This is a genomic window from Paenibacillus nicotianae (genome assembly GCF_042681745.1).
Taxonomy (GTDB): domain Bacteria; phylum Bacillota; class Bacilli; order Paenibacillales; family Paenibacillaceae; genus Saccharibacillus; species Saccharibacillus nicotianae.
The window spans coordinates 3100186-3114914 of record NZ_JBHUGF010000010.1 but is presented as its reverse complement, the minus strand read 5'-3'; the positions used below and the strand labels follow the sequence as shown (position 1 = coordinate 3114914).

General features: G+C 40.9%; 9 protein-coding genes. 8 read left to right on the top strand and 1 reads right to left on the bottom strand.

Annotated elements, in window-relative coordinates; genetic code table 11:
* Positions 1 to 31: 31 nt before the first annotated feature.
* Positions 32 to 1852, top strand: a complete 1821-nt coding sequence (locus ACFSGI_RS17780; protein ID WP_204825512.1) for a hypothetical protein — start codon at positions 32 to 34, stop codon at positions 1850 to 1852.
* A 91-nt stretch (positions 1853 to 1943) separates the two neighbouring features.
* Here ACFSGI_RS17780 and ACFSGI_RS17775 read toward each other — a convergent pair whose 3' ends face one another.
* Positions 1944 to 6560 (bottom strand): DUF5057 domain-containing protein, encoded by a 4617-nt coding sequence (locus tag ACFSGI_RS17775; protein ID WP_204825511.1) that lies wholly within the window; start codon positions 6558 to 6560, stop codon positions 1944 to 1946.
* A gap of 212 nt (positions 6561 to 6772) precedes the next feature.
* Between ACFSGI_RS17775 and ACFSGI_RS17770 the strand changes: the two genes are divergently transcribed.
* The 7 genes from ACFSGI_RS17770 to ACFSGI_RS17740 all read left to right on the top strand — a co-directional run bounded on the left by ACFSGI_RS17770 (position 6773) and on the right by ACFSGI_RS17740 (position 14308).
* Positions 6773 to 8437 carry a GspE/PulE family protein gene (locus tag ACFSGI_RS17770; RefSeq protein ID WP_204825510.1) on the top strand — a complete coding sequence of 555 codons (1665 nt, stop codon included), beginning with the start codon at positions 6773 to 6775 and terminating at the stop codon, positions 8435 to 8437.
* A gap of 57 nt (positions 8438 to 8494) precedes the next feature.
* Positions 8495 to 9544, top strand: coding sequence for a type IV pilus twitching motility protein PilT (locus ACFSGI_RS17765; protein WP_204825509.1), 1050 nt, complete (start codon positions 8495 to 8497; stop codon positions 9542 to 9544).
* Entirely contained in the window at positions 9544 to 10749 is a 1206-nt protein-coding gene (locus ACFSGI_RS17760) for a type II secretion system F family protein (RefSeq protein ID WP_204825508.1), read from the top strand. Before ACFSGI_RS17765 ends, ACFSGI_RS17760 begins: the two co-directional genes overlap by 1 nt.
* Before the next feature lie 54 nt (positions 10750 to 10803).
* Complete coding sequence (locus ACFSGI_RS17755) at positions 10804 to 11259, top strand: prepilin-type N-terminal cleavage/methylation domain-containing protein (RefSeq protein ID WP_204825722.1); 456 nt, start codon at positions 10804 to 10806, stop codon at positions 11257 to 11259.
* A 95-nt stretch (positions 11260 to 11354) separates the two neighbouring features.
* Complete coding sequence (locus tag ACFSGI_RS17750; protein WP_379283829.1) at positions 11355 to 12146, top strand: prepilin peptidase; 792 nt, start codon at positions 11355 to 11357, stop codon at positions 12144 to 12146.
* Between the two features lie 16 nt (positions 12147 to 12162).
* Positions 12163 to 13755 (top strand): pilus assembly protein PilM, encoded by a 1593-nt coding sequence (gene pilM / locus ACFSGI_RS17745; RefSeq protein WP_204825507.1) that lies wholly within the window; start codon positions 12163 to 12165, stop codon positions 13753 to 13755.
* On the top strand, positions 13739 to 14308 hold the full coding sequence (locus tag ACFSGI_RS17740) for a type II secretion system protein GspM (RefSeq protein ID WP_204825506.1): 570 nt from the start codon (positions 13739 to 13741) through the stop codon (positions 14306 to 14308). Before pilM ends, ACFSGI_RS17740 begins: the two co-directional genes overlap by 17 nt.
* Positions 14309 to 14729: the final 421 nt, after the last annotated feature.

Here is a 14729-nt window from a genome sequence, read left to right as displayed (position 1 = left end):
TTTATTTGGATATTGGAAAAGGAGGTTATCCATGTCTATATTGCAAAAATGGAAGCGGCGTGTTCAGTTGCTGTTAACCGATACCGATCTCAACGGAGTGCAACATCGTGATAAACAAGAACAAGGATCAGCACTGGTGATGGTGATGTTTGTAGTGCTGATATTGACGGTATTAGGTCTCGCTGTTCTGAGTGCAACAGTAGGAGGAGCCAAACGTACTGAAACGCGTGAAAATGATGTACAAAGCCTGCATCTGGCGCAGAAGTCACTGGATGAGACCGTTGCTTATATTACTGCTCAATTAGATCAAAAACGCAATATCGATCCGGTCAGTCTGGATACAGATATTTTGAATATTACGCAACAGATTCAGAACCAGATTAATACCAATATCAAAACAAGCACAGATCTGCAAGCATCAGGAGCAGGCCCATCGCAAGCCAGATTGACATCTATTGTATACAAAGGCCCGGAGAAAGGAGCCACTTCACAGCTTACTCGCTATGCGCTGACATTAACTGCGCAAGCGAATGTTAATGGAGTTATCCGCACACTGGTACAAGAAGTGAATATCGATACTTTCCCAGAATTTCTAAGTTATGCACTAGGGTCAGAACATAATCTAATTCTGAATGGTGCACCGAATATTATTGGTAATATCTATGCAGGAAATAGCTTACTTACCAGTCGTACGGCTCGCTATACGTACAAAGCAACCAGTCATACGCAATCTACTCAATACCCTCATCTCAATGGTGATGCTTATGTGCAATCGTTAGATGCTATTCAGGAAGAAAAAGTTAGTAATCAATATACACCTATTAATATGGATGCTACACTTGCCAATGATAGTCTAGGAAGGGTATTAGGTATTTCGCTGGAACAAGTCAATATCAAAAACAAAAAGAAATTTGTACAGGTGAATATCGATCAGACCTTTATAGATAAAATAGCTGAAGCGGTCTCGGTGAATCGTAATGATATTCAGACGATGTACAATAGTTCCGGTCAGAATCCAGCGCAACTGATGACAGATGTAGCCAAACGTTATGGTATCAAGCAATTGACGTTGCCTACCAAGCCAGCGACTCCTGTTCGTCCCGCAGTGGGTGCTCCATCTACCGAGTGGGATCAATATAATGCTGCTGTTGCCGCCATGCAATCTTATGAAGATCAGATGGCGAAGCTCAAAGTTACACTGGCTACTCTTGATCAATCGGTTGTATTCAACGGTGACTTGGAACTGGATGGAGTGACATTCAATCAATTGAATTACGCCCAAAAAGCAGGTAAATGGTTTTTGCTTAATGGAAGTTTGACGATTGATAATTACCAGCAAAGTTCGATCAATATACGTGCTAATATGCTTATCGCAGGTAATGTTACCATTCAAGGAGAAGCTGATTTGGATGCAACGATCTATGTGATGAAAGCACCAAGTAATGCTACAGATTATACAACCGTATTACAGGATGCAACGATCAAAGGTCTAAATGGGAAAGAAGTCGTTTTATTATCTAAAGGTGGTATTTTGCTTAACCGTATCGAAGCGTTCAGCAGTACGCCGACCACGATTAAAGGATTCTTTTACACAGAAGCAGCCGCTGATTTGTATGGTGTAGGCTCGGTATTCTGGTTAGATGGTGGCTTTTTTGCTAAAGGCGATCTGACCGTCAATGCAGTCGTCGGGGATGCAGTAGGAGGAGCTAGTGATATTGAAGTGAATCCTTCGTCTAATGTAGGTAGTCGATTCCGGGTGACCTATAATGAAGGTGTATATGCCGATCAACAAGCAGGCTTACCGCGAATTCAGCAGGTCAATGTACGTGTAGGTAAATTAGAACTTCAATAATTATGTACTAAAAGAAAAGGCACTTATGATCTGTGATCAGATCGTAAGTGCCTTTTTGTGATAACGATTGGAAAATCAGATCATCATTGATTTAGTAACGGTCACCATTTGTGTTTTTGGCGAGTACTTTGATCGTAACGGTTGCTCGAATGGATGCTTGATCTGTATAGATTACAGTCGCTTCCGCAGTTCCTTTACGAATACCTTTGACAATCCCATCTTTGGTAACAGTGATATTACCTGTATTGGTTGTACTCCATTGGAGCGCATTTTGCAGAGCTGTTGTTAAGTCTACATTAGCAGGGGTAAAGAACAAGACCGAGTTCAGATTCATCGAATCGCCTTCCCAAATCTGAATTTCACTTGGCAATCGTAAGCCCGTAAGTACAGGCACAACCTGAACATCCAGTTGAGCTTGCTTACCGCCTCCGCTTACTACGACAGTCACAGTTCCTTTTTGTACTCCTGTCACTACTGCTGTACTACCTGTTCCTACAATCGTCGCATAATTGCTTTGAGCAGGATCAGCGAATGACCATTTGAAATCAGGGATATCAGCATCTGCCGGTGTTAATATCGCTTGTAATTTAATACTTTCACTGATATTGACTTTGTTTGCGCCGATAATCGATAGTCCTTGCACAGGTTGTACGACCTGAATTTGTTTTTTTACTTCGATCCCGCCAGCATTTACGACAACCGTCACTGTTCCTTTTTGCTTACCTGTAATCACAGCAGTATCGCCTGTACCTGATGTGATACCAGCTAAAGTAGAACTGGTTGGACTTTCAAATGACCAGCTATACTTCGGTGTATCTGCATTTGCTGGAGAAATAATCGCTTGTAAATTGATGGTCGAACCGACAGCTACAGTATCAGGGCCTTGAATATTTACTTTCTCAACCGGTCGGGTAACTACAATCGGATGTTCGCTAGTATAGGTGCGACTTGGTGCACCATTCGTCGTCACTGTAGCGACAAGAGTGACTGTACCTGAATCATATCCACGAACTACCACTTTCCAGGGATCAAGAGTGGTTGGTGTCAATGTTGCTTTGTCTTTATCGGCTGCATTTTTGAATGACCATGTCACAGTAGCTTTCGGATTAGCAGGCACAAGGATCGCTTGCAATGTAGTGCTATCACCTACTTTGATCTGATCTGCTCCGACAATCGATACGCCTGGATTGGTAACGACTACTGTCGCTGTTGTTGACACATTACTACCATCTGTTGCTGTGATGGTAATATGTGCAGTTCCCGGTGCAACAGCAGTGATTGTTCCATTTTCACCTGTAGGTGTTACCGTTAGAACAGCAGGGTTGTCTGATTTCCATTGCAATACTTTATTATTAGCATCCGCAGGTAACACAATAGGAATTAATGTTTTCTGATCGCCTACCCATAACGTATCGTTAGGCAATTGCAGATTAGTAATACGTGCTACCGAAGAGAAAATAATATCTGGGAACACAATAGTTACTCGTTCTGTCGGTGGAGGTGTAGGGACTTGAATCTCGCCTACAAATGGGTACAGTGAAGCACTACTCCCTGAACCTGTTAATGATCCTCCGATTAATGTTCCTCGAATATCTCCACCGAATGTGACTGCTGCTCGTGGAGCAAGTACGGTACCTGGAATATTAATATTGCTTAGATTAAGAGCGGTCGCCCCACTAAAATTCAATAATACTTGCTTAGGATTCACTCCACTGCTCAATGTTAATCCACTATTCATACTTACAGTTGTTCCATCGATATTGACCAGAACTGTTGAACCTGCGGGTACATTGATATTAAATGAACTGGTTTTGCTTACAGCCACACCCGATACATTGAACACGTTAGTAGTAGGGTCTGTACCTGTTAACGTAATCGTACCCGACGAATCTACTTTGGTTGTACCATTCGCAGTGACAGTTGCTAACCGATCTGTTTTTTTGAGCAACTGCGCAGCAGTGGCGTCAAAGTCAATCGGAGTCCCTTTGACGGTTTTGATATAAAAAGGACTGGATACAGTTCCTCCATACACCGCATTACCATAATTGATCGTTCCACCTGCTACACTCAAATTCAAATTTTTACCTGCTACCAATACGCCTGTTCCAGTAGCCGTAGAAGTAAGCTTGGTTCCAATATTAAAGCCACCGGAGAGTGTAACTGTACCGGCTCCAGCAACACGACCTTCTGTTGACAATCCAGAAGTATTCATATTGATATCGCCAAGCATAAAGATATTGTAGTCTCCAGCCGTTCCCAGATCACCGATATTTTCAAAAGCATTATGAATATCTGCATAATCCAGCTTCGCATTCACCAGATTATACGTCCCCTGACTTACCGGAGTCAGTGCCACCGAGAATGTAAGCGGATTTGGATTATCCGGTGTATAGGATTGAACATTATTTTTGGTCGTCAAACTGTAAGGAATATCTGTTAATGTTTTTTTTAAAGTATAGCCTGTAGCCAGTGTTCCATCTTTGGTGATTCCTTCCGGTAGATTACCGACAATCTCCAAGTTGGGTGGAAGTTTCTCAGTATACTGAATATTAGAAATAAGAAGCTTACTGAATCCTTGCTCTTGTGCATTAACTGTTTTGAAATCAATCGGTTGTGGAGTAACCGAATACTGTAACGTCAGCGGAGTGTTGCGCTGAATTTCTCCATTTTGTACACCGGACACAATTTTGCGATCGGTTAATAGATTGGCACGCGCTTGTTGAATATTCAAAGTGGTCGTTTGTGTAGACACAGCACCTTGTTTATCTCGAACTGTAATTTCAATCTGTAGCGTACCGCCTTGTGGCAAAGGATTGCTAAATGTTTCGGTTACACTTTGACCGGATAAGACTGTTTTTTCTGAAATTTCAAGATCAGGTAAATATACGCCACCTGATTTGAATTTGACACTAGCATATAGATTACGGTCTTTCAGATCCAGATCGTTGGGAATATAACTGAGTACAAGGTCTTTTAGATACGAAGGCTTAGTACTCTGATCGGTTGGAGCATTAACGGTAATATAAGGAGCATGGTTAGAACCGATAAATGCTCGATATAACGTATTTACAAATAATTTCTGCTCCCATTGAGGGAATTTGCTATTCGTATGACCTGTACCTGAATACGTTACATTTCCTTTGGAATACGTATAGTAATGGTTCCAGCTATCCGCGGTATCACGACTACTACCTATAATGTTGTACCAGGAGACCACATCTTGATCTTCCAAATTCAGCGTATAGTACTGATCATGCGTAAGATTGATTTGCCCTACATATCCACCGGTATTTGTTGGAGCTTGACTCAGATCAAACGGAAATTGAGTCAGCAAGCCATCATTCACCACCGCTGTACTGGAAGAAGCAGAGACAGCATTCAGACCAATATTAGTTTTGGGAGCAATCTGACCGGAACTAGGCTGGAAATAGCTTAACCATCGATTAGAATTGGTATTACTTTTATCATAAATCGTATCATGGGTGAACATTACACCTTGACCGGAAGCGATAAATTTCTGGACTGCTGTAGCAGATGCATCGGTTAATGGAGCGAATTGATTATATTCATCGCGAAAACCAAATACCAGCATATCGTAAGTTCCGTTTAGTGTGCTATATACAGCCGGAGTATTAAAATCGCTGAACGATTTGACCGTAATATTGAGATTGTAATCTGTTCCTGACAGATAACTTGGCGTCATGTTTGCAGTATTTAACAAACTGCTTGCATTGCCATCAGAAGGCAGTACTTGCAATACGCGCACAACTGTTTTTTCATCCTGATAGCGAATAATACCTGTTGTATAATTTTTCAGTTGTCCGCTACTTTGACGGTCTACAATTTCGAGCTTCCAGTACAGTAGACCTGAATACGCTTTGGGTAACTTGTATTGCAATGTTCCATTGGATTGAGTAAGTGAAGTAGTAGCTACCAGTTGATCTCTTCCCATCGTAATCACTTTATCGATCCCTAGATAAAGATTCGCTTCAACCCCACCACTACTAAAATCAGATATACGATCTACATTAAATGCAAAATTAATCGTATCCCCTTGTTTGTATACATTGGTCTTATTCACCGAATAATCAATCGGAGCACTCGTCACCGTAAATTGAGGGCGTTGCATCAGTAAGCTACTAATCGTAGAACTTGAATTTTTCATCTGTGTGACCAGTGAAGTTAAGCCATTATCATCAACAAAAAATACATTGCTTACTTTGGAAGCCGCTTGATTGTATTTGGCAAAAGTATCATACAAAATCCGTTGATCGGCTGTAGCTTTGGACGTGTTAGCAGTCTGATTCAAAATAGACGTATGCAAAATAACAGGTAGTCCTTTATTGATATAACTATTGACAATATCGTCCGCTTTGAGATGTGTAATATCGTTCATCACTGCGGTGGTGTTGTGATTGTTGCCTTGAACGCCTGTAGTGCTATACGTTCCTTTGCCAATATAGATCGCATCATATCTGCCATCTAATTCTTCACGTTGCGCTACGAATTCTTTCATCCGAATAGAACGTACAGTGAAATTAGAGACGTTAGCCAGTTGGCTTTTTAATGTTGATGTACCATCATCACTGATTTCTAAAATGCGTACAGGATATGCAGCGGCCGCACCGACAATCATATGGGTAATCGGTATAATCATCAGGCACAAAAGTACGATAACTAAAGGAATCCAGCGCTTTTTCTTATTCATGTATGACTTCTCCTTAATATTTTTGATTCACTATATAACAAATTTTGTAAAAGCGTCCGATAAAAGTGAAGTAACTGATATTTATATCGGTTGATGATGTTAATTCGCAAAGTCATTTCACTCAATTTATTGTTCCTAATCGCATCTATTTTACAAACAGGTCTATAGAGACTCATCAGTATGTCATCATCATGGCTATGGAGTTGAAATGAATGAAAATGTTGAAAAAAAAATTAGGCGATCTTTTATTTGAAAGTGGTCTAATTTCGCAAGAACAATTGCAACAAGCTTTGACCGAACAAAATAAATCCAAACGCAAGCTTGGGGATGTACTAATAGCGCAAGGATTTATCACAGAGCAACAATTGATTGAAGTGTTAGAACTTCAATTAGGTATTCCTCATGTGAGTCTTTTTAAATATCAGATCGATCCAGCAATCACGCAGATTATTCCAGAAAGTATGGCCAAGCGATATCAAGTGCTTCCTTTTATGAAAGATGGCAGTAAATTAACAGTAGCGATGGTCGATCCACTGGATTACTTTGCGATCGAAGATTTGCGGATGACGACTGGATTTCGGATCGAGCCTGCTATTTCGAGCCGGGATGAATTACAGCGCGCGATTGCTCATTATTATGGGTTGCGTGATTCGATGAGTCTGATGATGGGCGAGTTGCCCAGTCAAGATGAGATCGAAGAAACCGAAATTACCGATGAAGCTTCACCTATTGTGCGTCTGGTCAATCAGATGATTCAGCAAGCTGTTCATTTGAAAGCTTCCGATATTCATGTAGACCCTGGTGAAAGTGATGTAGTGATTCGTTATCGTATCGATGGTGTGTTGCGTACAGAGCGTCATTTACCAAAGCAGATGCAAGGATTTATTACGGCGCGTCTGAAGATTATGGCGAAATTAAATATTGCTGAACGTCGTCTGCCACAAGATGGACGCATCAAGCTACAGTTTGATCTGAAGATGGTCGATATTAGGGTATCTTCGTTACCAACAATGCATGGAGAGAAAATTGTTCTTCGTCTATTGGATTTAAGTACAGGGGTAAAACCTGTAGAACAATTGGGATTTGATCGCAAAAACGCTGTCTGGTTCCGCGAAATGATTGAACAGCCTTACGGTATTTTGTTAATCACAGGGCCTACAGGTAGCGGTAAAACGACAACTCTTTATTCGGCGCTTAATCTATTGAATACCGAAAGTGCAAATGTGATTACGATCGAAGATCCGGTGGAATATCAATTACAAGGCGTCAATCAAGTGCAGGTCAATCCCGGAATCGGCTTAACCTTTGCATCAGGATTACGTTCGATTTTGAGACAAGATCCTAATATCGTCATGGTCGGAGAAATACGTGATGATGAGACGGCTGAAATTGCTGTACGTGCTTCCTTAACAGGTCATCTAGTGTTATCAACGATTCATACGAATGATGCAGTAAGCACAGTGATGCGTCTACGTGATATGGGGATTGAACCGTATCTGATCGCTTCGTCACTAATAGGAATTGTCGCCCAGCGCTTAGTGCGCCGAATCTGTTCGGATTGCAAAGAATCATATACACCGACAGATCAAGAAAAGATTGTGCTAGAAAGTCATGGATTAGATGTGCAGGTGCTACATCGTGGCAAAGGTTGTGGTAACTGCAATCATACCGGTTATCGCGGACGTGTAGCAATTCAAGAAGTTCTCAAAATTGATCAAACGTTGCGCCGCATTATTACAGAAGGAGCAGCGATTGAAGAAATTAGAAACGCGGCTAAAGAGCAAGAGATGGTAACCCTTATGACAGATGGATTGCACAAAGTTGTAGAAGGTATAACAACTGTGCAAGAAGTGATGCGTGAAACGGTTGCTTATTAATTAGCCTATCCCAATAGATCACAACATCATATTCCAGTCAGAGGGGGGAAGAAATGAATGGCTCATATCGGTCTGGGTATCAAGGAGTTACTTGGTAACATGCGAGAAGCAGAAGCTTCTGATCTGCATGTATCGACCGGATCAGCGCCTATTATGCGGGTTCACGGTATGCTCCATACAGGCAAAGGAGCACTTCTTACCGCTAGTGATACTGAAGAAATGGCTCGAATACTATTACGAGAAGATCAATGGGCTATTTTTCAACAAGCAGGTGAGTTGGATTTTGCTTATATGCTTGAAAATGGATCACGTTATCGGATCAATGTATTTCGCCAAAAAGGTCATATCAGTATTGCAGCAAGATCGATCTCTGATCGTATTCCTACATTAGAATCGTTGGGATTACCTGCGATGCTCAAAGGATTAACCGAAAAGCCTCAAGGATTAGTCTTAGTCACAGGGCCTACAGGTAGTGGCAAATCTTCTACACTGGCAGCGATGATTGGATATATTAATACGCATCAGCGCAAGCATATTGTGACGTTAGAAGATCCGATTGAATATGTGCATGAACATGGATATTCACTGGTAAATCAACGGGAAGTCGGTCATGATACAGCCAGTTTTGCCAATGGAATACGGGCAGCTTTACGACAAGATCCTGATGTATTACTGGTAGGGGAAATGCGAGATTTGGATACAATCTCTGCCGCTGTAACCGCAGCGGAAACGGGGCATCTTGTATTCGCAACTTTGCATACCAGCGATGCACCACAGACTGTTGATCGGATTATTGATGTTTTTCCTGCTCACCAGCAAGGACAGATACGAATCCAGTTAGCGTCTGTGTTAACAGCGATCATTTCACAACGATTATTACCGTTAGCCGATGGGCAAGGCCGAGTATGCGCGACTGAGATTCTAATCCAGACACCTGCGATAGCCAATCTGATTCGCACCGAAAAAACACATCAGATCAAAAGTCTGATGCAGACAGGGCGAATGGTAGGCATGCATACACTGGATATGAATATTCGGGAACTGTTGCAACGCGGACAAATTTTGCCAGCGATCGGTAAGCCATATCTTTCCGAGGTGAATGCCTAATGGCTCAATTTGAATATCAGGTACGAACGAATAGCGGTAAACAGCTCAAAGGCACTTTAAATGCTACTGACAAAACAGCAGCGATGGAAGAATTACGTAAGCGTGGGTTAACCGTATTCTCGCTTAACGAACAGCGAATGACTTTATTTTCTAAAGAAATCTATATAGGTAGTCCGGTCAAAACGATTCATTTTATTATTTTCTGCCGGCAGTTCTCTACATTGATTCGTGCAGGGGTAACGATTCTGGATGCCACTCGAATACTAGCCGAGCAGACCGAAAGTAAAGTGTTACGCAAAACATTGCAAGATGTATATGCAAGCCTGATGCGCGGAATCGCATTATCGCAAGCGATGCAAGAACATCGGAAAGTATTCCCTGCACTATTTATCAGCATGTTACGTGCGGGTGAAGAATCGGGTGATCTGGAAGGGACGTTAGATCGCTTAGCTGTTTATTTTGAAAAGCGTCATGGTACACGCGAAAAGATCAAATCGGCATTAACATATCCAGTAACTGTAGGGTTGCTTGCTGTAGCGGTAACGGTGTATCTACTAGCTGCTATTATTCCACAGTTTGTCAATATGTTTGCATCGATGAACGCGCAGTTGCCAGCGATTACGGTAATTGTATTGTCGCTTAGTAACAGCTTGCAAAAGCAGTGGTATATCTGGGTATTGGTGCTTCTGCTGATCATCATTTCATATGTTATTCTTCAGCGTTCAGAACGGGGAGCGTATTGGATCGATTATGCCAAGCTCAAAGTGCCTATTTTTGGAAAGCTGAATCAAAAAGGGTCGATTGCACAATTTGCCCGTACATTTTCTTCATTATATGCAAGTTCAGTCCCTATTCTACAAGCTCTTTCGATTGTAGAAGAAGTTGCTGGTAACAAAGTAATCGAAGGATATTTGCGTCAGGCAGGGGAATCATTACGCAAAGGTAATCCATTATCGGAACCGCTCAAAAAAGCATGGGTATTTCCACCAATGGTCACGCAAATGATTGCAATCGGAGAAGAAACAGGTGCTCTGGATCAAATGCTTGGCAAAGTCGCAGATTTCTACGAAATGGATGTCGATAATACGGTAGATCGGCTAAAGTCATTACTTGAGCCGTTATTGATTACATTTTTGTCCACGATTGTTGGTATTATTGTCGCTGCAATTATGTTGCCGATGTTTAGTCTATATAACAACTTGTAACGATTTGCATCAAAGAACAACACTACATTTAATTAACTGGAGGAATTCAAAATGATGAGCAAAGTGATGAAACGTATGGGTAAAGAGGAAAAAGGTTTTACATTAATCGAGTTACTAGCCGTTATCGTTATTATGGCGATTATCGCTGTTATTGCTATTCCAATGATCGGTAATGTTATTAATAAGTCCAAAGCAAATGGTGATCTAGCTACTGCTTCACAAGTATACAATTCAGCTCGTCTGTATGTGATTGGCGAAAAAAATGGAGACTTCACTACTGTTGCGAACAGAACAGTAACATTGGCTAACATGACAAGTACTGGATATTTGAATGCTGATACAGCTTTACCAAGTACCAAACAAACGTTAACAGCAGCAACTGTAGTATTTAAAGCAAATGGAGAACTAGATAGTGTTACGCTTGCACCTGTAGGACAAGGATCAACGAATGGAACCTATACAGCCGCTCAAGTTCTTAGTGCGACTCCCGCAACTCCAGCCGCTAACTAAATAAAATTTAGCTATTAATCAAATCAATCATTAAATCATAAACGTATCAACAACCTACAAAAGATCGGAACCATGTTTCCGGTCTTTTTGAAATCATGAACAAGAAAGTAGATCAAATCACGATGGACATCATGTTATGGATCAATATCTATATTGTTGTACTGGGGATGGTATTAGGTTCTTTTTTCCATGTGGTCGCCTGGCGTGTACCTGAAGGGCAGTCGATTGTTCATCCTCCGTCCAGTTGCTCGCATTGTCAGCATCGTTTATCTGCGCTGGATATGATTCCTGTGCTCAGTTATATCGGTACTAAAGGGCGCTGTCGATATTGCCGAACCAAAATATCGATTCAATATCCGATAGGTGAAGCGATAACCGGTCTATTATTTTTATGGATATTTCTACATTTTGGCTGGACAAGTGATACACTGGTCGGTTGGTTATTGGTCAGCTTGTCGGTCATTATTACCTTATCTGATCTACAAGTGATGAAGATTCCGAATAAAGTATTACTGTTTTTTGCCCCTATCTTCCTTATCCTTATTGCTTTTGCATCTGGCACAATCAGTATGATTTCACATCTGGGTGGAGCGATAGCAGGCGGAGGTCTATTGTTGCTAATTGCTATTATCAGTCGCGGTGGTATGGGGATGGGCGATGTAAAGTTGTTTGCTTTGTATGGATGGGTTATCGGATTTGCCAATGTATGGCTTGCTCTGTTTGTAGCCTGTTTGCTAGGTACACTGATCGGGGTTGGATTGAGACTACTTGGTAGAGTACACAAGCAACAGCCGATTCCATTCGGGCCTTTTTTAGCCGCTGGAACCTTGATTTCTTTTGTATACGGATCACAGATCATTGATGCATATCTTTCGCTTATAGGTTAGGAGGAGAGTAGTGCCTATGTTTCAACGAAATTTACCTCATGTCGGCTTATCGCTGGAACAGACAGAGATTCGCTATGTATCATTAAAAAAGAAAAAGCAGTGGGAATTGGAACAGAAAAAGTTTTTGCCGATTCCTTCCGGTATTATTGTTGAAAATCAAATCGTAGATACTGAAAGTATGAATCATTTATTACGCAAATGGGTGGCAGAAGAAGGGTTAAAAGGACAATCGGTAACATTATCGATTCCACCTTCTCGTATTTTGGTGCGCGCGATGAGTATTCCAAGTACTCAGGCAAAGCAAGTCAGTCAATTGGTAGAACTTGAAGTCGAGACCGGATTACATTTACCTTTTGAAAATCCAGTCTACGATTATATTGTGACATCGACAGATGAAGAAAATACACATTTGCTTGTATTTGCAGCACCAAGTCAGTTGATCAAAGACTATATCAGTCTGTTGGGTGATGCCGGGATCAAAGTAGCTGCGGTAGAGTTATCTGCAACAGCATTAGCCAGAACGATTGTAACCGAGCATGGGCGATCTTTTTCTAACACGATGTTGATTCATCTTACAGATCATCTGCTGGATATTTATATGTTCCGTAGTGGACAACCAGTCTTTATGCGCAGTATCGAATCGAATCGAGGACTAGAGGATATCTCTGTTCTGGATGATCTGAATACGTCATTATCCCGTCAACAGATTGATGATATTATTCCTGAAATTTCGCGTATGTTGAACTTTTATCAGTATAGCCTTCATGATGGTTCTGTGAAGATCGAAGAGATTTTTGTAACTGGATTACCGCAAGAACGAGAACTATTGGCACATGAACTGAGTCAATCGTTATCTGATATTCAGGTCGAAGCGGTTGAGCTGGAAACGACTACTCTTGCTTTTCAAACTGATCCTGATTTGAATAGTTACCGGGTAGCTGTAGGTGCTGCTCTTCGTAAAGAAGATACCAAACCTATCAATTTATTACCGCAAGAAAAAAGAGAAAAACAGCAATTTTCATATTCGACTATAGGATTAATAGCCCTATGGGTACTTGCTATGTGCGGCTCTATTTTTTATATGATTTATCAAAATGGTACGATTACCGAGCAACAACGTGCGATACAACAATGGAGTGATCGCAACACACTGGCACAGTTGGAATTGTCCAAATGGAATGGCAATGGATCATCAGGTGCAGCCAATCAATCTGTTGTCGATGCTGTCATGAATTATCGGATAGATGTAGTCAGTATATTGGATTCATTAACCAAGCAATTACCAAAAAGCGGAATGATCCGCGATATTTCATATAATCGTAGTTCTAATCTATTAGTAACAGCCAGTATGCGTAATTTTAGCGATGCTGCTAATTATCTGGTGCAGTTGCGAAGTATGCCTTTTGTACAAAATGCTACTGTTAACAAAGCGACAAAAGATAGCTCGGTCGCTTCAGCAGTACAACCCACGAAAGGACAAGCTTCATTGTATCTAGTGATCTATACTATTGATCTCAAACAACCGAGTGTCACAGGCGATACGTATGCGCCATCATCTACTGTTATATCATCACAGGAAGGAGGAGTATCCAATGGAACAGCTCAATAAGTATCGGAATGTTATTTTATTAGGGATTATCTTATTGTTTGTGATTTTATTAGCTTTTTACATGTGGGTGCTCTATCCTTTATCCCAGAAATCCGAACAGTATGATGTGCAGTTGAATCAAATGCAACAAGAATACAATCTGATCCAGACCAAAATTGCTCAATTAAAAGGCAGTCAGCCTACCGATGCACAACAAGCGATCCAAGCGGCTATTCCTGCAACAGTAGCGAGTGAGAAGCTATTACTTCAACTACAGCAAGTCGATCAGACCAGTTATGCTCGCATTACAGACATTGAATTTGTAAATGCAGATAGCAATAATAGCAGTGAAATAGCGGCTGAAAATCTAGGTGTAAATGTAGGACAGATTCGCATGAATGCAGAACTTGAAGGCGGATATACAGAGATTCGGGAATGGATGAATCAACTGCAAAAGCTTCCTCGTTTGATTACGGTCGATTCATTTAGCTTCCAACAACCGTATACTCCCGGCAAATCAGGTACGATTTTGACCGCCAATGTGTCATTTACAGCGTATTATACATCGCCTTGATTCGATTTTGGAAAAGAATAATTAGGTTCAATTATTATAATAAAGAACTCTGAGTAGATTGTAGACTTGGAGTTTTTTTCTGTGTATTAGAGAATATAATGATCTAATTAAAGGTAAACAGTTTGTATTTTCGGATATCATTATCTAAAATGGACTATAAATTGGAAGAAAGGAATGTGTAATAGATTGAATATTAAGGTATCTACGATCAAGATATTAAAATGGTTATTTGCTTTATCTACTATACTATGTTCAATTATTGGTTTTATATTTCCTGAACGATCAGTCATATTAGGGTTGGTATCGCTCTCTTTGTCGCTTCATTTATTTTGTATGTATATCGATATACGCGTGAATCCTAATGCCAAACAATCGTATTCTTCTGCCCCTATTCTTATGATAGTAGGAATCATTAATTTTA

Excerpts from the sequence above, each read along its gene's own strand:
- ACFSGI_RS17780 (WP_204825512.1), top strand. The coding sequence starts at position 32 with ATGTCTATATTGCAAAAATGGAAGCGGCGTGTTCAGTTGCTGTTAACC.
- ACFSGI_RS17775 (WP_204825511.1), bottom strand. The coding sequence starts at position 6,560 with ATGAATAAGAAAAAGCGCTGGATTCCTTTAGTTATCGTACTTTTGTGC.
- ACFSGI_RS17770 (WP_204825510.1), top strand. The coding sequence starts at position 6,773 with ATGAAAATGTTGAAAAAAAAATTAGGCGATCTTTTATTTGAAAGTGGT.
- ACFSGI_RS17765 (WP_204825509.1), top strand. The coding sequence starts at position 8,495 with ATGGCTCATATCGGTCTGGGTATCAAGGAGTTACTTGGTAACATGCGA.
- ACFSGI_RS17760 (WP_204825508.1), top strand. The coding sequence starts at position 9,544 with ATGGCTCAATTTGAATATCAGGTACGAACGAATAGCGGTAAACAGCTC.
- ACFSGI_RS17755 (WP_204825722.1), top strand. The coding sequence starts at position 10,804 with ATGAGCAAAGTGATGAAACGTATGGGTAAAGAGGAAAAAGGTTTTACA.
- ACFSGI_RS17750 (WP_379283829.1), top strand. The coding sequence starts at position 11,355 with ATGAACAAGAAAGTAGATCAAATCACGATGGACATCATGTTATGGATC.
- pilM (WP_204825507.1), top strand. The coding sequence starts at position 12,163 with ATGTTTCAACGAAATTTACCTCATGTCGGCTTATCGCTGGAACAGACA.
- ACFSGI_RS17740 (WP_204825506.1), top strand. The coding sequence starts at position 13,739 with ATGGAACAGCTCAATAAGTATCGGAATGTTATTTTATTAGGGATTATC.